Annotated in this window: 17 protein-coding genes and 4 tRNA genes; 12 read left to right on the top strand and 9 right to left on the bottom strand. The window is 65.8% G+C overall.

Annotated features, from left to right (window positions below):
- The first annotated feature begins 13 nt into the window (after nucleotides 1-13).
- The 4 genes from purF (at nucleotide 14) to XarjCFBP7645_RS16630 (ending at nucleotide 4,813) form a co-directional block, all read left to right on the top strand.
- Nucleotides 14-1,480, top strand: coding sequence for an amidophosphoribosyltransferase (purF, locus tag XarjCFBP7645_RS16645; RefSeq protein WP_104538390.1), 1,467 nt, complete (start codon nucleotides 14-16; stop codon nucleotides 1,478-1,480).
- Nucleotides 1,481-1,746: 266 nt separating this feature from the next.
- Nucleotides 1,747-2,550 carry a ferritin-like domain-containing protein gene (locus XarjCFBP7645_RS16640; RefSeq protein ID WP_104538833.1) on the top strand — a complete coding sequence of 268 codons (804 nt, stop codon included), beginning with the start codon at nucleotides 1,747-1,749 and terminating at the stop codon, nucleotides 2,548-2,550.
- Nucleotides 2,551-3,004: 454 nt separating this feature from the next.
- A complete protein-coding gene (locus tag XarjCFBP7645_RS16635; RefSeq protein ID WP_104538389.1) occupies nucleotides 3,005-4,258 on the top strand; it encodes a zinc-dependent metalloprotease in 1,254 nt (417 codons plus the stop codon).
- Between the two features lie 135 nt (nucleotides 4,259-4,393).
- Nucleotides 4,394-4,813, top strand: coding sequence for a hypothetical protein (locus tag XarjCFBP7645_RS16630; protein ID WP_104538388.1), 420 nt, complete (start codon nucleotides 4,394-4,396; stop codon nucleotides 4,811-4,813).
- A 253-nt stretch (nucleotides 4,814-5,066) separates the two neighbouring features.
- Here the strand turns inward: XarjCFBP7645_RS16630 and lpxH are convergent, their stop codons facing one another.
- The 8 genes from lpxH to XarjCFBP7645_RS16590 all read right to left on the bottom strand — a co-directional run bounded on the left by lpxH (nucleotide 5,067) and on the right by XarjCFBP7645_RS16590 (nucleotide 15,614).
- Nucleotides 5,067-5,810 carry a UDP-2,3-diacylglucosamine diphosphatase gene (lpxH, locus tag XarjCFBP7645_RS16625; RefSeq protein ID WP_104538387.1) on the bottom strand — a complete coding sequence of 248 codons (744 nt, stop codon included), beginning with the start codon at nucleotides 5,808-5,810 and terminating at the stop codon, nucleotides 5,067-5,069.
- A gap of 144 nt (nucleotides 5,811-5,954) precedes the next feature.
- Nucleotides 5,955-6,497: a phosphatase PAP2 family protein gene (locus tag XarjCFBP7645_RS16620; RefSeq protein WP_104538386.1), complete on the bottom strand. Its 543-nt coding sequence runs from the start codon at nucleotides 6,495-6,497 to the stop codon at nucleotides 5,955-5,957.
- Nucleotides 6,478-7,614 (bottom strand): glycosyltransferase family 4 protein, encoded by a 1,137-nt coding sequence (locus tag XarjCFBP7645_RS16615; RefSeq protein ID WP_104538385.1) that lies wholly within the window; start codon nucleotides 7,612-7,614, stop codon nucleotides 6,478-6,480. Before XarjCFBP7645_RS16615 ends, XarjCFBP7645_RS16620 begins: the two co-directional genes overlap by 20 nt.
- A gap of 216 nt (nucleotides 7,615-7,830) precedes the next feature.
- Nucleotides 7,831-9,351, bottom strand: a complete 1,521-nt coding sequence (ppx, locus tag XarjCFBP7645_RS16610; protein WP_181126411.1) for an exopolyphosphatase — start codon at nucleotides 9,349-9,351, stop codon at nucleotides 7,831-7,833.
- A gap of 63 nt (nucleotides 9,352-9,414) precedes the next feature.
- Entirely contained in the window at nucleotides 9,415-11,517 is a 2,103-nt protein-coding gene (ppk1, locus tag XarjCFBP7645_RS16605) for a polyphosphate kinase 1 (protein WP_104538383.1), read from the bottom strand.
- Nucleotides 11,518-11,639: 122 nt separating this feature from the next.
- Entirely contained in the window at nucleotides 11,640-12,968 is a 1,329-nt protein-coding gene (gene phoR, locus XarjCFBP7645_RS16600) for a phosphate regulon sensor histidine kinase PhoR (protein WP_166774906.1), read from the bottom strand.
- A 76-nt stretch (nucleotides 12,969-13,044) separates the two neighbouring features.
- Nucleotides 13,045-13,734: a phosphate regulon transcriptional regulator PhoB gene (gene phoB / locus XarjCFBP7645_RS16595; protein WP_002806631.1), complete on the bottom strand. Its 690-nt coding sequence runs from the start codon at nucleotides 13,732-13,734 to the stop codon at nucleotides 13,045-13,047.
- Nucleotides 13,735-13,907: 173 nt separating this feature from the next.
- Nucleotides 13,908-15,614 (bottom strand): M48 family metalloprotease, encoded by a 1,707-nt coding sequence (locus XarjCFBP7645_RS16590; protein ID WP_181126363.1) that lies wholly within the window; start codon nucleotides 15,612-15,614, stop codon nucleotides 13,908-13,910.
- Between the two features lie 88 nt (nucleotides 15,615-15,702).
- On the opposite strand from XarjCFBP7645_RS16590, the gene grxC reads away from it, so the two are divergent.
- The 3 genes from grxC to XarjCFBP7645_RS16575 all read left to right on the top strand — a co-directional run bounded on the left by grxC (nucleotide 15,703) and on the right by XarjCFBP7645_RS16575 (nucleotide 17,770).
- The gene (gene grxC, locus XarjCFBP7645_RS16585; RefSeq protein ID WP_104538381.1) at nucleotides 15,703-16,011 is read left to right on the top strand and encodes a glutaredoxin 3; all 309 of its coding nucleotides are present in this window, start codon (nucleotides 15,703-15,705) and stop codon (nucleotides 16,009-16,011) included.
- A complete protein-coding gene (locus XarjCFBP7645_RS16580; protein WP_104538380.1) occupies nucleotides 16,008-16,403 on the top strand; it encodes a carboxymuconolactone decarboxylase family protein in 396 nt (131 codons plus the stop codon). The genes grxC and XarjCFBP7645_RS16580 overlap by 4 nt, the downstream gene beginning before the upstream one ends.
- 359 nt (nucleotides 16,404-16,762) lie before the next feature.
- Nucleotides 16,763-17,770, top strand: coding sequence for an isocitrate dehydrogenase (locus tag XarjCFBP7645_RS16575; protein ID WP_104538379.1), 1,008 nt, complete (start codon nucleotides 16,763-16,765; stop codon nucleotides 17,768-17,770).
- A gap of 116 nt (nucleotides 17,771-17,886) precedes the next feature.
- Here XarjCFBP7645_RS16575 and XarjCFBP7645_RS16570 read toward each other — a convergent pair whose 3' ends face one another.
- On the bottom strand, nucleotides 17,887-18,648 hold the full coding sequence (locus XarjCFBP7645_RS16570; RefSeq protein ID WP_104538378.1) for a Bax inhibitor-1/YccA family protein: 762 nt from the start codon (nucleotides 18,646-18,648) through the stop codon (nucleotides 17,887-17,889).
- A 152-nt stretch (nucleotides 18,649-18,800) separates the two neighbouring features.
- Here XarjCFBP7645_RS16570 and XarjCFBP7645_RS16565 point away from each other — a divergent pair.
- From XarjCFBP7645_RS16565 to XarjCFBP7645_RS16545, 5 genes are all read left to right on the top strand, one after another.
- Nucleotides 18,801-18,877: transfer RNA gene (locus tag XarjCFBP7645_RS16565), tRNA-Pro, on the top strand.
- A 43-nt stretch (nucleotides 18,878-18,920) separates the two neighbouring features.
- A tRNA-Arg gene (locus XarjCFBP7645_RS16560) sits at nucleotides 18,921-18,997 on the top strand.
- 31 nt (nucleotides 18,998-19,028) lie between these two features.
- A tRNA-His gene (locus XarjCFBP7645_RS16555) sits at nucleotides 19,029-19,105 on the top strand.
- A gap of 84 nt (nucleotides 19,106-19,189) precedes the next feature.
- Nucleotides 19,190-19,265 (top strand) — tRNA-Lys (locus XarjCFBP7645_RS16550).
- 156 nt (nucleotides 19,266-19,421) lie between these two features.
- Nucleotides 19,422-19,925 carry a hypothetical protein gene (locus XarjCFBP7645_RS16545; RefSeq protein WP_258079577.1) on the top strand — a complete coding sequence of 168 codons (504 nt, stop codon included), beginning with the start codon at nucleotides 19,422-19,424 and terminating at the stop codon, nucleotides 19,923-19,925.
- The last annotated feature ends 82 nt before the right edge of the window (nucleotides 19,926-20,007 follow it).

The following is a 20,007-nucleotide window of genomic DNA, read 5'->3' as shown; positions in this document are numbered from 1 at the left end:
GAGAACGCGCACCATGTGTGGCATCGTCGGTATTGTCGGCAACCAGAACGTCGCCGGGCAGCTGTATGACGGCCTGACCGTCCTGCAGCATCGTGGGCAGGACGCCGCAGGTATCGCCACCGCAGACGGCACGCGCCTGCGCGTGCAAAAGGCCAACGGGCTGGTGCGCGATGTCTTCGACGAAAAAAAGATGGCGGTGCTGGAAGGCCGTGTCGGCATCGCGCATTGCCGCTATCCGACCGCCGGCTCGGAAGGCATGGACGAGGCGCAGCCGTTCTACGTCAACTCGCCCTACGGCATCGCGCTGGCGCACAACGGCAACCTGATCAACACCGAGGCCTTGCGCCAGCAGGTGTTCGAGGCGGACCGACGCAACATCAACACCGATTCGGACAGCGAAGTGCTGCTGAACGTGTTCGCCTACGAGCTGGACGCGCAGCGCATGCTCACCCCCGAGGCGGCGATCCGCGCGGTGGCCGGCGTGCACCGCCGCTGCAAGGGCGGCTATGCGGTGGTCAGCGTGGTGCTGGGCCTGGGCCTGGTGGCCTTCCGCGACCCGCACGGCATACGTCCGCTGGTGCTGGGCAAGCGCGAGCACGCCGAAGGCACCGAGTACATCGTCTCCTCCGAATCGGCCGCGCTGGACATCCTCGGCTACCAGCGCGTGCGCGACGTGCGTCCCGGCGAGGCGATGGTGATCACCGCGCGTGGCGAGCTGTTTTCGGAAGTCTGCGCCGCGCCGACCATGAACGCGCCGTGCATCTTCGAGTACGTGTACTTTGCGCGTCCCGATTCGATGATCGACAACATTTCGGTGCACAAGGCGCGCATGCGCATGGGCCTGAAACTGGGCGAGAAGATCCTGCGGCTGCGCCCGGACCATGATATCGACACCATCATTCCGATCCCGGACACCTCGCGCGATGTAGCGCTGGAGATGTCCAACGTGCTCGGGGTGAAGTACCGCGAGGGCTTCGTCAAGAATCGCTACGTGGGCCGGACCTTCATCATGCCGGGGCAGGGCGAGCGTCAGAAGTCGGTGCGGCGCAAGCTCAATCCGATCCACCTGGAATTCCGCAACCGCGTGGTGCTGCTGGTCGACGATTCGATCGTGCGCGGCACCACCAGCCGGCAGATCGTGCAGATGGCGCGCGATGCCGGCGCGCGCAAGGTGTATCTGGCCTCGGCCGCGCCGCCGGTGCGTTATCCCAATATCTACGGCATCGACATGCCGGCGGCCGAAGAACTCATCGCCCATGGCCGCAGCGAGCTGGAAATCCAGGAATTTTTGGGCTGCGACTGGCTGATCTACCAGGATCTGGAAGACCTGGAAGTGGCCGTGCGCGAAGGCAACCCGGACATCCGGCAGTTCGATTCCTCGTGCTTCAACGGCGAGTACATCACCGGCATCGAACCGGGCTATTTCGAACGCATCCAGCAATTGCGCTCGGACGATGCCAAGAAGCGTCGCCGCGCGTGAGGGTATGCGGTAGCGCTACAGCTCGGCGCTACCAAGACGTGGCCTAGAGCCCGCTGTGCCACGCAGGAGTACCTGCGTGGCGATCGCGCGATTTGGGTGCCGCCGATCGACAAGCGGGTGCGCTGCACTGGTTCGATAGTGGCGCCAGCCGCCGGTTGGTCCCAGACCGCACCTGCGACGGCTGCGTGGTGGTCTTGATCGCCGCTGCAGATCGAAGCGCCAGTTGTCGATTTAGCGGCTACCGCAACGATGGAGTGATGGACACGATGGATCTTCTGCAAGCCGCATACGCCTGCCTGCAAGCGGCCGATCCGCTGGAGAAGGTCGCGTTGACGCAGCGACATGCAGCCGCGTTCCGTGCCGGCACGTTGCCGTTGCCACCGCCGCAGGCGGCGCCCCCGGAGCCGATCCGCATGCCTGGCCGACCTGCAAGGCCGGTGCTGGTGCATCCGCGGCAGGTGCCGCGGCGTGGGCTGGGCAACCCGGAAGGCCGCGCCGCCTTTATCCACGCCATCGCGCATATCGAGCTCAACGCCATCGATCTGGCCTGGGATGCGGTGTATCGCTTCCGTGGGCTGCCGGCGGCGTTCTATGCCGACTGGGTTGGCGTGGCCGACGACGAATCGCGCCATTTCATGCTGCTGCACGCACGATTGCACGCGCACGACCACGACTACGGCGACTTCGCCGCGCACAACGGCCTGTGGGAAATGTGCGAGAAGACCGCGCACGATGGCCTGGCACGCATGGCGCTGGTGCCGCGCGTGCTGGAAGCGCGTGGCCTGGATGTGACACCGGCGATGATCGTCAAGCTGCGCTCGCTCGGCGATACCGCCACGGCCGAGGTGCTGGACACCATCCTGCGCGAAGAGGTGGCGCATGTGGCCGCCGGCTCGCGCTGGTACCGCTGGTATTGCGCGCAGGCCGGCATCGAGCCGCGCGCGCGCTTCAAGGCACTGCTGCACGAATACGCCGGTGGTTACCTGCATGGGCCGTTCAATCTGCAGGCGCGGCTGCTTGCCGGTTTCGATGAGGACGAACTGGCCGATCTGGTGGAGCAGGCCGGCTGAGCGGCCGGTGATGGGTGCATGGGCGGGCCGCAGTGCGCGATCTGTCGCTCGCCGCTTGCGTGCAGATCGAATCGGCCAGTACCGACGCCACGCTGGGTGATGCACATTCGCAGCGTCGCGCGTGAGCGATGAGCTCAGTGCGTGGCGGAGCGATCGCAGCGCGCTGGATCGACGTGCATCGCTGCCCGTCGTGATGACGTCGTGCCCGCGCTCGGATGCCGACAACACGTGACAGGCCACCTGCGCGGCAACGCGCCTTCGCTCACCGGACTGTGCGCTGGGTCCTCCGGCACAGCTGCCGAAATCGTATCCATTCACGGCCGACATCACAGAACTGTAATTTTCTTTTGTAACGACTTGCAATCGGTACGGCCAGGCGCGCCTTAATGACGTCCCGGGGGCAGGGGCCCGGTGTTTCACATCCGTTGCTTCCATGTCTAAGGAGAGAGAGACGATGAAGTCCAAGTCGATGTGCACCACGGTGGGTCTGATCGCCATGTGTCTGGCCGGTTCGGCCGCCGCTGCCGGCAAGCCGCTGTATCAATCCGGCCCTGCGCTGAGCCGCAGCGCGAGCGCCACCGCAGCCGCCGAACCCTCGTTGCAGCGCCTGCTCAGCGCACCGTCCACCGCCAACGCGCAGGTGGTCCAGCTCGACGCCGAAGCCGTCACCGCTTCGGAGAAGCTGCTGGAACTGCAGCTGGACGGCCAGACCATCACCGCCACCCAGGCCAAGGTCGATGCCCTGGAAGGCGGCGACAGCGTGTGGTACGGCAACCTCGGCCCGCGCGCCGGCACCCGTGCACGCACGCTGTCGGGTGTGGATCCGCTGAACTCGGCCATCCTGGTGCGCAGCGGCGACACCGTCACCGGCACCATTCGTTACGCCGGCAAGCTGTATCGGCTACGCCCGCTCGCCGATGGCCGCCATGTGCTGGTGCAGGTGGAAGAAAGCCGCCTGCCGCAGGAGCACCCGGCCGAATACAGCCTGCTGCCGAAGATCGACATGCCCAGCGACGGGCGCGTCACCGCGGCCGCCGCGTCGTCGGGCAGCCCGGCGACTATCCGTGTGCTGGTGGTCGCCACCAATCAGGCAGTGACCGCATACGGCGGCAACATGCAGTCGCTGGTGCAACTGGCAGTGGCCGAGGCCAACCAGGGCTACGTCAACAGCAACGTCGGCATCACCTTGCAGCTGGCGCGCTACGAGACCACCAGCTACAGCGAAACCGGCAATTTCACCACCGATCTGCAGCGCTTCCGCGTGACCAACGACGGTTACATGGACAGCATCCACACCAGTCGCAACACCTACACCGCCGATGTGGGCGTGATCGTGTTGGACAACAGCAGTTACTGCGGCCTGGCATCGGGCATCGGCTCCACCGCGGCGACCGCGTTTGCCTCGGTGTACTGGGACTGCGCCACCGGCTACTACAGCTTCGCGCATGAAATCGGCCATCTGCAGAGCGCCCGGCACGACGCCACCAACGACCCGAGCACCTCGCCGTATGCCTACGGGCACGGTTATCGCTACGGCAACAGCTGGCGCACCATCATGGCCTACGACTGCAGCAGCAGCTGCCCGCGCCTGAACTACTGGTCCAACCCCAACATCAGCTACAACGGCGTGCCCATGGGCAATGCCAGCACCGCCGACAATCAGCGCGTGCTGGTCAACACCAAGGCCACCATCGCCGGCTTCCGCTGAGTACCAGGTTGATCGTTCCGCTGTCGGCCCGGCACCGCAGGTGCCGGGCCATTGCCGCTACACGCAGGCGCCGTGATCGCGCAGACTAGAGGCATTGCCGGCAGCCGCCGGCGTGTCCTGCGGAGCGGAGCATCCATGTCCAAGTCCCTGCGTTATGCGGCGCTGTGCCTGGCCGCGCTGGCGGTCGCCGGTTGCAAACAGCAACCTGCCGACCCAGCCCCTTCGGTACCCAAACCGGCCGTGTCCGCACCGGCAGCGACGACCGGCAACGATGCCCGGGCTCGCGCGCTGCACGTGCTGGAAACCCGCTTGCAGGGCGACCATTTCTATCCGGACAACTGCATCAGCATCATCGCCGAAGACGACGCTGCGCCGACGCCGGATGCATTCGAATTCGCGGTGCACGAGCGGCATGGCAACGAGTGCCCCGGCGACCCGCAGACCAGCCCGGTGCGCGATCGTTTCCGCGTGCAGGCCGATGGGACGGTGCTCTGGTACGACGTGGTCAACGCCGACTTCGTCGACTACGCCGAGCATGCGCGCAGCACGCAGTGACACTTCTGAATGCCGCAGGGACGGTGCGGTTGCGTTTCAGCAGGCTGGCGCGATCAGGCGTGCCGACAGCGCGTCCAGCTGCATTCCAGCACGGGTGGGCAGCACACCGAGCGTGCGCAGGCCTGATCTCGAAACCACAGCGCTCACCTGCAGACGGCGCGGCCGATGCCCATCGCGTCTGCCGCCCGCAGACTGGTTCCGAGCGAGCAGCCTGTGCCCGGCGGGCGCCGCTCGCTAGCTGCTGACAGCCACGTTAAAGCGGCAACTGCTCCAGCGACACGCCGTCGGCATCCACATGCAATACCGAGCCTTGTTCGTACCAGTCGCCCAGCACGATGCGTGTGCAAGTCTGGCCACCGGCCTGAAGGGTGTGGATCGCAGGGCGATGGGTGTGGCCATGGACCAGGCGGTCCAGGCCATACCGCACGAAGGTGGTTTCCACCTCGGCCGGGGTGACATCGGTGACGGTCTCGAAGCGCGATTGGTCGCCCTGCTTGAGTTCTGCATGACGCGCCTGGCTGGCAGCGCGTGCCTGTTGCGCGAAGGCCACCCGCGCAGCCAGCGGTTGCGCCAGGAACTGCGCCTGAAAGACCGGATCGCGCGTCTGCGCACGGAACGCCTGGTAGGCGGTGTCGTCGGTGCACAGCAGATCGCCATGCATCAGCAAGGTCGGATGCCCGTACAAATCGACCACGGTGGGGTCGGGCAGGATGCGCAAGCCCGCACGTTGCGCATACGCCTGGCCGACCAGGAAGTCGCGGTTGCCCGGCATGAAGTACACCGGCACGCCGCTATCGGCCACCGCATGCAGCGCCACGGCCACCGCATCGGCAGCGGTCGATGGCGTGTCATCGCCGATCCAGGCTTCGAACAGATCGCCGAGGATGTAGAGCGCGTCGCTACCGGGCACCTGCGTGCGCAGGAAGTCCAGAAACAGCTCGGTGATCGCCGGCCGGGCCGGATCCAGATGCAGGTCGGAGATGAACAGTGTCGTCATTGCGCCATTGTACGGCGGGAGCGCGGGACGGGAATCGGGGAATGGGAATCGGTAGAGCGTTGCATCGCGCAGCGAGCGGCCAGCTACGGTGACGAGGGGTCATCTGCCTGGTCAGGGTAACTCGGCGGTGGCAGCGCTCACTCTTTAGCCAAGCAGTACCGGCAATCCCCACAGCGACAGACTGGCCAGCACCACGCCGATCGCCGTGGCAGCCAGCACATCGCTGGGATAGTGCAGGCCCAGCACCACGCGCGACAGCGCCACGCCGGCCGAAAACGGCACCAGCAGGGGCGCCAACCATGGGTAGTAGGCCAGTGCCACGATGCTGAAGGACACCGCGTGCAGCGTGTGGCCGGACGGAAAACTGAACTCGTCCAGCGGCGCCACCCAGGCGCGGATGCGCACGTCGGCCGCATACGGGCGTGGCCGCCGCGTCCAGCGCTTGAGCGCTTTGTACAAGGTCAACGCCAGCACGCCGGTGGCGGCCATGTGCGCAGATGCACGCACGCCGTCCATGCCGTCGAGCAGCACCAGCAAGCCCATCAGGCCGTACCAGAACATGCCGTCGCCGAGCCGGCTGATGGTGGCGAACGCGCGCCGCACCGGGTGGCGGCGGCACCAGTGGTTGGCGCGCCGGCACCAGCGCGCTTCGCGACCGCGCAGAAGTTCAAGCCGCGTTGCCGACATAACGCCCCCGTGCCGCAGTGATGCCCATCAGCAAGGCCTCGAAGTCGGAGACCACATTGTCCGGATGCAGTTTCTTCATTGCCTGCGCGGCCGCCGCACCCAGGCGCTGGCGCATCGCATCGTCGTCGGTGAGTGCGACGGCGGCCTGGATGAACGCCTCGTCGTCGTCCACCGCCGCACCGCTGTGGCCGCTGCGCAGATACTCGCGTGCGGCGCCGTAGTCGAAGGCCACGGTGGCCACACCGCTGGCCATCGCCTCCAGGGTCACGTTGCCGAAGGTCTCGCTGCGGCTGGGGAACAGAAACAGATCGCCGCTGGCGAAGTGGCGCGCCAGCGCCTCGCCGCGCTGGATGCCGCAGAAGACGAAATCCGGATTCTCGTGCGCGATCCTTTCGCGTGCCGGGCCATCGCCGACCCAGACGAAGCGTGCCTTCGGGCGGATCTGCTGCAGCTTGCGGAAGGCGCGAATCGCCAGCGGCAGATTCTTTTCGTTCGCGATGCGTCCGACGTAGATCGCGGCGAAGCCTTCGCCTTCGATGCCCCAGTCGGCACGCAAGGCAGGATCGCGTCGGGCCGGATCGAACTGCTGGCTGTCCACTGCGCGCGCCAGCAATTGCACCCGCTCGAAACCGCCGTCGCGCAGGAACTGCTGCAGCTCGCGGGTAGGCACCAGGGTGGCTTCGGCCTGATTGTGGAAGCGACGCATCCAGCGCAACGCAGTGCCCTGCAGCCAGGCGGCACCGTAGTCGGGCAGGTACTCGTCAAAGCGCGTATGGAAGCCGGTGGCGACTGGAATGCCCAACCGGCGTGCCGCACGCATCGCCGACCAGCCCAAGGGGCCTTCCGTGGCCACATAGACCGCATCCGGTTGCGAGCCTGCCCAATGACGGACGAGACGTTGCGTTGCCGGCAACCCGAACTTCAGTCCCGGGTAGCGCGGCAGCGATGCGCCGCGCACCAGTAGTGCCATGGCCGCGTCGGTATCGCTGCTCTGCCGCGGACGCACCACGTCCACTTGGTGTCCGCGTGCGCGCAGGCCGGTTTCCAGCCCGTGCACGGTCAGCGCTACACCGTTGACTTCGGGCGGATAGGTTTCGGTAACGATCGCGTAGCGCATGCCCGTTCTCCGGTTTTCGCTAGCTTCCGGGAGGGCGATGGCATGGATGTTGCGCGCACAAGTCGCGGGGGTGACAAGTGCGACGGGATTGGGAATTCGGGATTGGAGATTCGCAAAAGCGGCCTTCGCGCATCTGGGCGAGCACGCAGTACATCACGTGCCGCGATCAACAAATCCCGAATGCCAAATCCCGAATCCCGTCTGAGGCCGTAGGCCTCAGGTCACAAACGGTTTGAACGCGATCCCCAGCCCGGCCATGCTTTCGACTTCGCCGATCAGGTCGGCGCGCAGCAGCGGGCGCGAGTCGATCCAGCTTTGCGACAGGATCAATGACAGGCGTGCGTCATCGGCGGTGAGTTCCAGGGTCGGAATCGGGTCGGACTCATGCGCGCGATGCAGCAGCACCGCCAGCCGCAGCAGTGCGGCCTTGCGTCGGGTTGGCAGCAGCAAGCGATCGGGCAGCGCCTCGAACGCGGTCTTGGGCACATTGCGCCGGTGCGTGCGCACCAGCGATGCCAGCACCTGCTGCTCCTGCCGCGAGAAACCGGCGATATCCGAGTGCTCCAGAATGTAGCTGCCGTGCACGTGGTACTGGCTGTGCGCGATGATCAGGCCCAGCTCGTGCAGGCGCGCAGCGCGGCGCAACACCTGCGCGTCGTCGCCATCCAGCTGCCAGGATTCGCAGACCTGGTCGAACAGGCGGCAGGCAGTGGCTTCCACGCGCTGCGCCTGCACTTCGTCGATGCCGTAGCGCTGCACCAGCGAGGCCACCGAGCTGTCGCGCGGGTCGTTCTCGCCGCCGCGGCCGAGCATGTCGTAGAGGATGCCTTCGCGCATCGCCGCCTTGCTGACCATCAGCTTCTCCAGCCCCAGGGCCTGGAATGCCGCTTCCAGCACCAGAATGCCGCCGGCGATGATCGGCCGCCGTTCGGCGGCCAGGCCAGGTAGCTGGATGTCTTCGATGCGCTTGGCCTTGAGCAGTTCCTCGCGCAGCGCCGGCAACGCCTCGGCAGTGATCGCGCCCTTGGTGAGCTTCATCGCCGCACAGATCTCGCCGATGGCCTTGTGCGTGCCGGACGAACCGATTGCCTCATGCCAGCCCAGCGCCTTGTACTGATTGGCGAACTGCTGGAACTCGGCGCCGATCTCGGTCAGCGCATCCTTCCATTTCTTCTTCGACAGCTTGCCGCCGGGGAAGAAGCGTCGCGTGCTGGCGATGCAGCCGGCCTGCAGGGATTCGCGTTCCAGGGTCTGGAACCCACGGCCGATGATGAACTCGGTCGAGCCGCCGCCGATGTCGATCACCAACCGGCGTTGGTCGGGTTTGGGAGGTTGCGCATGTGCCACGCCAAGATAGATCAGGCGCGCTTCCTCGCGTCCGCTGACCACCTCGATCGCATGCCCGAGCGCGGTTTCGGCCGGCATCAGAAACGCCTGCGGCGAGCGCAGCTGACGCACCGTGTTGGTGGCCAGCGCGCGCACGCGCAACGACGGCACGTCCCGGATGCGCTGGCCGAAGCGCGCCAGGCATTCGAGCGCACGCTGGCGCGCTTCGTTGGAGATGCCGCCCTTGCCATCCAGGCCGTCAGCCATGCGCACGGTTTCGCGCAGGCGATCGACCACGCGCAGCTGACCCATCAGGTAGCGCGCGATGACCATGTGGAAGCTGTTGGATCCTAAGTCGATGGCGGCGAGGAAATCGCCATCGCGCAGGGGCGGGACCGTGGGGGGGGGCATTGGCATGGGCGCATGGTAGCCGATGGGCCGTTGGCCCCGTGAGGGGCCGCGCCCACGCCGCTTTCAGATCCGCTCGAGCAAGGTCATCTGCGCCGAATGCGCCGGCTCCCCGGGGCCGGGTACGCGCTTGTGATAGACGCCGTCGGCATCCAGCTCCCAGGCGTTGACGTTGTCGTCCAGGTAGTTCTGCAGCACTTCGCGATAGACGCGCTTGGCCAGATCCGGGTCCAGGATCGGGAAGCAGGTCTCCACGCGCCGCAGCAGGTTGCGTTCCAGCCAATCGGCGCTGGCGCAGTACAACTCTGCCGCGCCATCGTTGCCGAACCAGTAGACGCGGCTATGTTCCAGAAAACGCCCCACGATCGAGCGCACGCGGATAGTGTCGGATACGCCGGGCACGCCCGGCCGCAGCGTGCAGGCGCCGCGCACGATCAGGTCGATCTGCACACCGGCCTGCGAGGCGGTATACAGCGCACGCACGACTTGCGGCTCGTTGAGGGCATTCATCTTGGCGATGATGCGGCCCGGGCGGCCGTTGCGGGCCAGCCGCGTTTCGCGCTCGATCCGCTTCAATACACCGGCGTGCAGGGTAAAGGGCGACTGCAGCAACTGTTCCAGTTTCATGCGCGGGGCGAGCCCTGACAACTGCTGGAACAGCATGTGCACGTCGTTGCCGATTTCCACATCCGCGGTGATCAGGCTGATGTCGGTATACAGGCGTGCGGTGCCGCTGTGGTAGTTGCCCGTACCCAGATGCACGTAGCGCTTGAGCTTGCGTCCCTCGCGGCGCACGATCAGCAGCATCTTGGCGTGCGTCTTGAAGCCGACCACGCCGTACACCACCTGCACGCCGGCTTCCTGCAGCTTGTCGGCCAGGCCCAGGTTGGCCTCCTCGTCGAAGCGCGCGCGCAACTCCACCACCACGGTGACGTCCTTGCCGTTGCGCGCGGCCAGGATCAGTGCATCGACGATCAGCGAGTCCTTGCCGGTGCGGTACAGCGTCTGCTTGATCGCCAGCACGTTCGGGTCGACCGCGGCCTGACGGATCACGTCCAGCACCGCAGTGAACGCATCGAAGGGGTGATGCAACAGCACATCGCCCTTGTTGACGATCTCGAAGATGCCGTCGTTGTCGCGCAAGGTGCGCGGGTTGAACAACGGATACTTCAGCTCCGGGCGCTGCACCAGATCGTAGACCTGGGTGACGCGGCTCAGGTTGACCGGCCCGACGATGCGATACACCGCGTTTTCGTTCAGGCCGAAGTTCTGCAGCAGGGTGCGCATGATCGGCGCCGGGCAGTCGTGCGCGATCTCCAGACGCACTGCCGGGCGATAACCGCGGGTGACCAGTTCATCGCGCAAGGCCAGCGCCAGGTTCTCCACTTCTTCCTCGTCCACCACCAGCTCGGAATTGCGGGTGACGCGGAACTGATACGAGCCCTTGACCTGCATGCCGGGGAACAGTTCGTCGACGAACTCGGACAGCACCGAGGAGAGGAACACGAAGCCTTGCGTACCCTCCGGCGACAGGCTCGCCGGCAGCTGGATGATACGCGGCAACGAACGCGGCGCACGCACGATGGCCAGATGACCGGCACGGCCGAATGCGTCCTGGCCCTCCAGCACCACCACGATGTTCAAGGTCTTGTTGAGGATCTTCGGAAACGGATGCGCCGGGTCCAGGCCCAGCGGCGACAGCACCGGCATGATCTCGTTGCGGAAGTACGCCCGCAGCCAGCGTTTCTGACGTGAGGTCCACGCCGTGCGGCTGAGCACCGCCACGCCGGCATCTTCCATCGCCGGGCGCAGCACTTCATTCCATGCGTGGTACTGCTGTTCGACCAGCTTGGCGGCGCGGTCGTGCACCGCGTTGAGGATGGCGGTCGGGCTCAGGCCATCCGGCGCCGGCGGCAGGCCGAACTCCTGCGCATGCCGCACGGTGGCCGCGCGGATCTCGAAGAATTCATCCAGGTTGGTGCAGGAAATGCACAGGAACCGCAGCCGTTCCAGCAATGGCACCTGCTCGTCCAGTGCCTGCGCCAGCACCCGGAAATTGAAGTCCAGCTGCGACAGTTCCCGGTTGATGTACAGCGCCGGATCGCGCAACGGATCGGTGGCGATATCCTCGGAAGGTGTGACGTCGTGCAGTTCTTTGGCGTGGCCCATTGGAGTCGGTCATCAAGACGGAGATGGTGTGCGGCATGGCAGCGCGCCAGGTGCAGCGCAGGCAATGCAGCGCGTCGTGCGCGCGCGCATCGCACCGCAGTGCGGCGCGCACCCCTTACATATCACGCCGAACGTGACAGTGGCAGGGACTGATCGCGCTGCACGATGCGCGCAGCGACAAAATGGCATGAGAATTCGCTACCGCGTCCGACCTCGCTTTCGATTTCCAGACGCGCCTGGTGCAGTCCCAGGATGTGCTTGACGATCGACAACCCCAGCCCGGTGCCGCCGCTCTCGCGCGAGCGGCTGCTGGACACGCGATAGAAGCGCTCGGTGATGCGAGGCAGATGCGAGGCGGGAATGCCGTAGCCGGTGTCGCGCACCGCCAGGGCCGCGCCATCGCCCTCGCGCACGAAGCGGATCGTCACCGTGCCGCCGCCGGGGGTGTAGCGCACCGCGTTGGTGACCAGGTTGGAAAAGGCGCTATGCAGTTCCTTGTTGGAGCCGAGCAGGTCCACGCCGGCCTCGTCGAACACTTCCACGGTGTGGCGGCCCTGGCTGTGCGCTTCGGCCTCGCGGCGCAGCGTCGACAGCATCGGCGCCATCGCCACGTGTTCCTCGCCGAGTTCTTCCTGCGATTCCAGCCTCGACAGCGTCAGCAGGTCTTCGACCAGCTGGGCCATGCGCTGCGATTGCTTGCGCATCTCGGCGAGCATCGGGCCGGAATCGGGAAAGTCTTCCGGGTCGAGCATGTCCAGATAGCCGTGCACCACCGTCAGTGGCGTACGCAGTTCGTGGGAGACGTTGGCCACGAAGTCGCGGCGTACCTGCTCCAGCCGCAGCAGCTTGCTGACATCGCGCGCCACCAGCAGCCAGTAGTCGTCGGAGTAGGGGATCAGGCGCAGATTCAGGCGCAGATCCGGATCCACAGGCGAGGCGGCGTCGAGCATGGGTTCGGCATTCCGACCGGCCGCCAGCCAGTGCGCCAACGGCAACGGCTGCAACCGCTCCACCACCGACACGCCCATGTCGCCAGGATGATGCAGGCCCAGCAGCCCGCCTGCGGCCCGGTTGAACCACTGTACGCGCTGGCTGTTGCGATCCACTACCACCACCGCGTCCGGTAGCGCCTGTGCGGCGGCGCGGTAGGTGCGCAGCATCTCGATCAGGCGACGCTTGCGCCCACGCATTTCGGCCTGGCTGCGATAGAGCAGGCGATCCAGTTCGTTCCATGCACCGATCCCGGCGGCCGGCTCGGCGCGCTGGCGCGCGGTCAGGCGCCGCAGCACCTGACGCAGCCGCCAGTAATGCCAGGCCAGCGCCCCCAGCGCGGTGAGCGTCAACGCCATCCACACATGCCCGATCAGCATGCCGACCAGCACGGCAGCGCCCAGCAACAGCGCGAGAGTGCCGAGCGTCTTGAGCCAGGCGGAACGGATATGTCGAGGCATGGAAGGCGTTACCACGGAGCGTCAGGTAGGCGTGCGAACCGGCCGGCCCTATGGGCGACCGGCCGTGCGGCAACCACTAAGTTGCCGAAGAGAAACGGTAGCCCGAGCCACGCACGGTCTGCACCATGTTTTCCAGACCGAACGGCTCCAGCGTCTTGCGCAGGCGGCGGATGTGCACGTCGATGGTGCGCTCCTCCACATACACGCTGCCGCCCCAGACATGATCCAGCAGCTGGGTGCGCGTATACACGCGTTCGGGATGTGTCATGAAAAAGTGCAGCAGGCGGTATTCGGTCGGGCCGATCGGCACCGGCGCGTCGCCGGCAAACACCCGGTGCGCAGCGCCGTCGATGCGCAGGCGTCCCACGGCCACGCTGCCGTCTTCGTCGTCCTCGCGGGTGCGGCGCATCACCGCACGGATGCGCGCCAGCAACTCACGCGCCGAGAACGGCTTGACCACGTAATCGTCGACCCCGGCTTCCAGGCCACCGACGCGGTCGTTCTCTTCGCCGCGCGCGGTCAGCATGATGATCGGAATCTCGCGGGTCAGCTGTTCCTTGCGCCAGCGCCGCGCCAGGTCCAGCCCGCTGGTGCCTGGCAACATCCAGTCCAGCAGGATCAGGTCCGGCACGCGGTCGGCGATGGCAGTCTGCGCCTCGCGGGCATCGCCGGCGTGGATGGGTTCGAACTCCCCTTTGCGCAGCGCGAATGCCACCATGTCGCGAATCGCGGGTTCGTCGTCGACGATCAGAATGCGTTTTTGCACGCGGGGCTTACCGTCTGGCTTTGGTTGATCGCCAGTAGACTACGGTTTTGTGACTCCAATGTGACATCCCCGACGGCTGCGACCGCGACCAAAGCGGCCTGTGCCAGTCACCCGTGCAGTGCTGAACGCTTTGACGTACGCTGAAATGACCACTGCGCCGACCGTCACATGCGCTAGCGCGTCGACAGATCCGGGTCGCGGATGCCTTGCCGGCGCAGCTCCAGCACGGTCGGGGTGATCGCCGCGATGCGTGCGTCCACCCGCGCCCTTGTCACATAGTCGAGATCTTTCTTCTTCAACGCTTCCAGCTGGATCAGCGCCTGTTCCGGGCGTCCATTCAAGTACGCAGATTCGGCGTACGCTTCGCTGGCGCGCAGATGGTCGCCGGACAGCTCGCAGGCGCGGGCGTAGGTCTGTTGCAACAAGGGGTCTTCGCTACTGCGATGCAGTAACGGCTCCAGTACCTGGCGCGCGCGCTGGCCGGACTCCTTGCCGGCCTGCTCGTTGAGCGCGCCGGCATAGGTCAGCGCCACCGCGCGGTTGTTCGGCAATTGCTTGAGCAGCGCGTCGAAACGCGCATTGGCCACCTCGCGCTGGCCCACCCGCGCCTGCGCCTCGCTCAGCCCCAGCGTCAGCCACAGGTTGTCCGGGTGCGCTTCCAGCAGGCTGGTCAGTTCGGCCACCGGCTCGCCCGGCCGGCCGCCGCTGTTGCGCAGGCGCGCCAGTGCCAGTCCGTAGCGCTGGGCATCGGTCAGGCCGTGCTTGGCACTGCGGCGCAGGGTCTCGTATTCGCGGATGGCCGCATCCGGCGTGGCCGCGCTGAGCACGCGCAGGCGCTCCTTGGCCCAGTCGAAGTTCTGCTGGTCGCCGCCTCGGCTCAGCGCATCCACCGGCAGCCGCAGCGCATACGGCAGCAGCGCGTTGCCGTTGCGGCTCAACGGTTCGGACAGCGACGGGTCGGCCGGGTCCACCCGTTCCTGGCGCGTTCCGCCGGGCACCGAGGTGGTCAGCACCACGGTGTTCTTCTTCATCTGCTCTGCGCGCGCCTTGGCCTCGCTGATGCGGGTGACCGTGACCGGGTGGGTCTGCAGAAAGTCCGGCGCGCTGTAGCCGCCCTCGTTGGCGCGCATCGCCACCGACATGCGCTCGAAGAAGCCGGCCATTGCATCCACGTCGTAGCCGCTGCGCACCAGCGTGCGGATGCCCAGCCGGTCGGCCTCGGATTCGTTGGAGCGGGTATAGTCGATCTGGCGCTGCTGCATCAGCCCCATCGCGCTGGTGATGCCGGCCATGGTGGCATCGCCCCTGGAATTGCCGCCGGCCTGTTGCGCGGCGACCACCGCTGCCAGCATGCCGAGCAGGATCGGGATCTGGTCGCGCTGCGCCCGTTCCACCCCGCGCAGCACATGCTGCTGGGTGACGTGGGCGATTTCGTGCGACAGCACCGCGGCCACCTCGTCTTCGCGCTCGGCGGTCAACACCAGCCCGGCATTGACCGCGACATACCCGCCCAGCGTGGCGAAGGCATTGATCTGGCGGTCGCGCAGCATGAAAAACGTAAACGGCTGCTGCGGCTGGTCGCTGTTGGCACCCAGCCGGGTGCCCATGGTCTGCAGCCAGTCGGTGATCAGCGGGTCGTCCAGCACGTAGTCGTAATTGCGCAACTCGGCCAGCATCATCTTGCCGTACTCGGCCTGGCGCGCCGGTGTCAGCAGCTCGCCGGCTGACGAGCCGATGTCGGGCAGGCGGTTTTCCTGCGCGGGTGCCACCCCCATGGCAACGGCCAGCGTGAGGGCGGTGGCGAGCGGTAGCAGGCGCAAGTGGAACTCCCAGGTGGTGCGCGGAGCATGCGGGCAGCACGGCGCGATGGCGTGAATCATCGGTTAATCCACAGTGTTGCGGTGACGACATGGAAATTCCAGTCGCCCGGTACCATTGTCAGACCTCAGACCAACCACGGAGTTTCCCGTGAGCCAAGACACCAACGTGCAGGATGCGGCCAGCGGCCCGCAGATCACCCTGTATTCCTCCGCGATCTGCCCGTACTGCGTGGCGGCCAAGAACTTCCTCAAGAGCAAGGGCCGGACCTGGACCGAGGTGCGCATCGACCTGGACCCGGCCGAGCGCAACAAGATGGTCGCGCTGGCCAAGCGCACCAGCGTGCCGCAGATCTTCGTCGGCGACGTCCATGTGGGCGGCTACGACGACATGATGGCGATGCACCGTGCCGGCAAGCTCGAACCGCTGCTGGCCGGCGCTATAGGCGGCCAGGCATGAGCGAGACCGGCAACGGCAGCGACGACCGGCTGCGCGAGTTCACCGAATTTCGCCAGCGCATGAACCAGCGCATCCTGGCCGAGCCGAACCAGGTGGTGCGCCGGTTCTTCGCGTTGGACACCCAGACCTACCAGGCCGGCGCGCTCGACGTGAAGACCAAGGAACTGCTCGGTCTGGTTGCCTCGATGGTGCTGCGCTGCGACGACTGCATCAGCTACCACGTCGCCCAGTGCAAGGACGCCGGCGTGACGCGCGAGGAATTCTTCGAAACCTTCTCGGTCGGCCTGGTGGTTGGCGGCTCCATCGTCATCCCGCATCTGCGCCGCGCGGTCGACTTCCTCGACCAGCTCGAGGACGGCGCGCCGGCACCGGAGCAGCACGCGCACGGGTGATTGGGGCGGGAGTGGGGAGTGGTGATTCGGGATTCGTAACGGCGGGCGGGGTGGGCGTGCCGCCTTTTGTTGGCGGCGTTGCCTTGGGCGGTCCGATTTCGGCACCGGCCGCTGGCTAGGGGCCGGTGCTTTCAGGGCATCTGCACTGAAGTTATGCCTGCATGCGCTGGTACGCGCGGCCGTTTCTGCCGCCGTTCGCTGCACCGAATGGCCGTCGTGCGCAGCTGTAGCCTCTTAGACCAAGGTCGGTTTGGGCGCCTTCACCGGCATCGGGCATAATTGCCTGTGAAACCTCCTTGCGCCGCTCTGCCGGGTACTGCGGCTGGCGCTCCCCCCTTCAAGTTCGGAAACCCAACGTTATGACGCAGACAATCACGGTCATCCGCGGCGACGGTATCGGCCCGGAGATCATGGATGCCACGCTGTTCGTGCTCGACGCGCTGCAGGCTGGCCTGACCTACGAGTACGCCGACGCTGGCCTGGTCGCGCTGGAGAAGCACGGCGATCTGCTGCCCGAGTCCACCCTGGCCTCGATCACCAAGAACAAGGTGGCCCTGAAAAGCCCGCTGACCACCCCGGTCGGCGAGGGCTTCAGCTCGATCAACGTCGCCATGCGTCGCAAGTTCGACCTGTACGCCAACGTGCGTCCGGCCAAGTCGTTCCCCAACACCAAGTCGCGTTTCGCCGATGGCGTGGACCTGATCACGGTGCGTGAGAACACCGAAGGCGCCTACCTGAGCGAAGGCCAGACCGTGTCCGAGGACGGCGAGACCGCGTTCTCCGGCGCCCGCGTCACCCGCAAGGGCTCCGAGCGCATCGTGCGCTACGCCTTCGACCTGGCGCGCGCCACCGGCCGCAAGAAGGTCACCGCGGTGCACAAGGCTAACATCATCAAGTCGACCTCGGGCCTGTTCCTGAAGGTGGCACGCGATGTGGCCACGCAGTACCCGGAAATCGAATTCCAGGAAATGATCGTCGACAACACCTGCATGCAGCTGGTGATGCGTCCGGAGCAGTTCGACATCATCGTGACCACCAACCTGTTCGGCGACATCATCTCCGACCTGTGCGCCGGTCTGGTTGGCGGCCTGGGCCTGGCCCCGGGCGCCAATATCGGTGTAGACGCGGCGATCTTCGAGGCCGTGCACGGCTCGGCGCCAGACATCGCAGGGCAGGGCAAGGCCAACCCGTGCGCGCTGCTGCTCGGTGCCGCGCAGATGCTGGACCACATCGGCCAGCCGCAGAACGCAGAGCGCCTGCGCGAAGCGATCGTGGCCACGCTGGAAGCCAAGGACGCGCTGACTCCCGACCTGGGCGGCACCGGCAACACCATGGGCTTCGCCAAGGCGATCGCCAGCCGCCTCTGAGCGACACGGCGACAGCAAAAAGAAAGGGCGCCCAGGCGCCCTTTCTTTTGCTCGCAATCCGGATGCTGGAGGGAACCGCTTTTACGACTCCCCAATCCCGACTCTCGATTCCCGGCTCAATTACGCGACTGCAGCTTCGACAGCAAGCGCAGGAATTCGATGTACAGCCACACCAGCGTCACCATCAGGCCGAACGCGCCGTACCACTCCATGTGCTTGGGAGCGCCCTGTTCCACACCGCTTTCGATGAAGTCGAAGTCCAGCACCAGGTTCAGTGCCGCCACCACCACCACGAACAGACTGAAGCCGATCCCGATCAGGCCCGAGTCGTGGATGAAGGGAATGCGCACGCCGAACAAGCCCAGCACGATGGTCGCCAGATATACCAGCGCGATGCCGCCGGTGGCCGCCACCACGCCCAGCTTGAAGTTCTCGGTGGCCTTGATCATGCCGCTGCGATAGGCGAACAGCAAAGCGAACATGGTGCCGAAGGTCAGCAGTACCGCCTGGAACACGATGCCATTGAAGCGCGCCTCGTAGACCGCCGAGATCGAGCCCAGGAAAAAGCCTTCCACCAGCGCGTACAGCGGCGCGGTGACCGGAGCCCAGGTCGGCTTGAAGCTGGTCGCGAGCGCAAACACCAGCCCACCGATCGCGCCGGCAATCATGTAGAGGCGCGCGGCAGGCAAGGGAACGCCGTCGGCCCCGATCGACTGCGACCAGGCAAAAGCGGCGGTGACCACCGCCATCAGCAACAGCAGTCCGGTCTTGTTGACGGTGCCGTTGAGGGTCATCGCCTGACCGTCGTGCGTGACCACCGAGCCGGAACCCAGGTCGAGGAAGGTGGATTCCCGAAGGGCGGGATTGCCGCTACGCATGCGTGTTCTCCATGAAATATAGATGCCTGCCGACTTGGCGAGCGATGTCGCGAGGATACCGGATCATCGGATTTACACAGAGTGATTGACAGCAAGGCCAATCATTCCCAAAATAGCCGACCTTTCCAGCCTTCGGGATGGAAAGGTCCCGCCGGGGTATAGCGCAGTCTGGTAGCGCGCCTGCTTTGGGAGCAGGATGTCGGGGGTTCGAATCCCTCTACCCCGACCATTCCGAGGCTCTTGGCGGCGTGGGAATGCGAAGTTCGGTCCGGGCGCCCGTAGCTCAACCGGATAGAGCACCGGCCTTCTAAGCCGGCGGTTACAGGTTCGAGTCCTGTCGGGCGCGCCATCGGCGGGGCGGTAGGAAGTAGGTTTCAGTGGTGGCTGTAGCTCAGCTGGTTAGAGTACTGGATTGTGATTCCAGATGTCGGGGGTTCGAGTCCCCTCAGCCACCCCACTGATTGCAGGAAAAGTTGGACCCGATGCATCGCGGGGTGTTGCAACGAAGCAAAAACGCGCATACACTGTGCGACCAGTTTCAGGGCCGTTAGCTCAGTTGGTAGAGCAGTTGACTCTTAATCAATAGGTCCAAGGTTCGAATCCTTGACGGCCCACCAAACAAAAGCACTTAGGCATTCGCCTAGGTGCTTTTCTTTTTGTGCTGAGGATAAAGAGATGGCGCAAGCAATTGGTTGCAGCTTTGCTGTCGTCTCGGTCGGCGACTGCCCGAGCGCGGTGTTCGTCTGGGCCTGGCGCGATGTCTTGCCTGCGGCATGCGCGCAATCGCCACTGGCGGCCGCCCGGATGAGCGAATGCGAATGAGCACTGATGTGTCTGGAGCGTTGCGGCATTCGATCCTGCGCCAGGTCGGCCTTTTCGCAATCGTCGGTCCTCCGATCGGCGGGCTGCTGGGCTTTGTGCGGTGGGCTCGGTTCGATCTGCAGACCGCGTTGTCGGTGGTTGTCTGGTCGTACGGCCTGGTGTTGCCGGTGATTGCCTGCGCTGCTGCGGGGTGGCTATGTGCGCGCACCTGCGCCTGGCTGTATCGCGGACGCCGGCCCAACCCGCTGGCCCACATTGGTATCGGTGCGTTGGGTGGCCTGCTCTCGGCCGGGGTGATGGTGCTGCTGCTGGCGATCATCGGCGGCTGGTCGATGATGTCCGATCGCGCGGTGATGCTGACGCTGCTGCAGTGTGGGTTGGCGGCAGGTGGCGCCTGCGCCGTGCTTGTCTGGCTGATGTGGTCGCCCCTGGCAGTGTCGCCCCACGCCGGGTGACCGGTCGCCAGGCAGCGTCCATCAGCATGTGCAGGAAGATGTTCTTTGCGGCGTTGGATGGCGCTTTGTATACGTCAGATGG

Source organism: Xanthomonas arboricola, assembly GCF_002940665.1.
Classification (GTDB): Bacteria; Pseudomonadota; Gammaproteobacteria; order Xanthomonadales; family Xanthomonadaceae; genus Xanthomonas; species Xanthomonas arboricola_B.
This window is presented reverse-complemented; position numbering and strand designations above follow the sequence as displayed.

Excerpts from the sequence above, each read along its gene's own strand:
- purF (WP_104538390.1), top strand. The coding sequence starts at position 14 with ATGTGTGGCATCGTCGGTATTGTCGGCAACCAGAACGTCGCCGGGCAG.
- XarjCFBP7645_RS16640 (WP_104538833.1), top strand. The coding sequence starts at position 1,747 with ATGGATCTTCTGCAAGCCGCATACGCCTGCCTGCAAGCGGCCGATCCG.
- XarjCFBP7645_RS16635 (WP_104538389.1), top strand. The coding sequence starts at position 3,005 with ATGAAGTCCAAGTCGATGTGCACCACGGTGGGTCTGATCGCCATGTGT.
- XarjCFBP7645_RS16630 (WP_104538388.1), top strand. The coding sequence starts at position 4,394 with ATGTCCAAGTCCCTGCGTTATGCGGCGCTGTGCCTGGCCGCGCTGGCG.
- lpxH (WP_104538387.1), bottom strand. The coding sequence starts at position 5,810 with ATGACGACACTGTTCATCTCCGACCTGCATCTGGATCCGGCCCGGCCG.
- XarjCFBP7645_RS16620 (WP_104538386.1), bottom strand. The coding sequence starts at position 6,497 with ATGTCGGCAACGCGGCTTGAACTTCTGCGCGGTCGCGAAGCGCGCTGG.
- XarjCFBP7645_RS16615 (WP_104538385.1), bottom strand. The coding sequence starts at position 7,614 with ATGCGCTACGCGATCGTTACCGAAACCTATCCGCCCGAAGTCAACGGT.
- ppx (WP_181126411.1), bottom strand. The coding sequence starts at position 9,351 with ATGCCCCCCCCCACGGTCCCGCCCCTGCGCGATGGCGATTTCCTCGCC.
- ppk1 (WP_104538383.1), bottom strand. The coding sequence starts at position 11,517 with ATGGGCCACGCCAAAGAACTGCACGACGTCACACCTTCCGAGGATATC.
- phoR (WP_166774906.1), bottom strand. The coding sequence starts at position 12,968 with ATGCCTCGACATATCCGTTCCGCCTGGCTCAAGACGCTCGGCACTCTC.
- XarjCFBP7645_RS16590 (WP_181126363.1), bottom strand. The coding sequence starts at position 15,614 with ATGATTCACGCCATCGCGCCGTGCTGCCCGCATGCTCCGCGCACCACC.
- XarjCFBP7645_RS16580 (WP_104538380.1), top strand. The coding sequence starts at position 16,008 with ATGAGCGAGACCGGCAACGGCAGCGACGACCGGCTGCGCGAGTTCACC.
- XarjCFBP7645_RS16575 (WP_104538379.1), top strand. The coding sequence starts at position 16,763 with ATGACGCAGACAATCACGGTCATCCGCGGCGACGGTATCGGCCCGGAG.
- XarjCFBP7645_RS16570 (WP_104538378.1), bottom strand. The coding sequence starts at position 18,648 with ATGCGTAGCGGCAATCCCGCCCTTCGGGAATCCACCTTCCTCGACCTG.
- XarjCFBP7645_RS16545 (WP_258079577.1), top strand. The coding sequence starts at position 19,422 with ATGCGCGCAATCGCCACTGGCGGCCGCCCGGATGAGCGAATGCGAATG.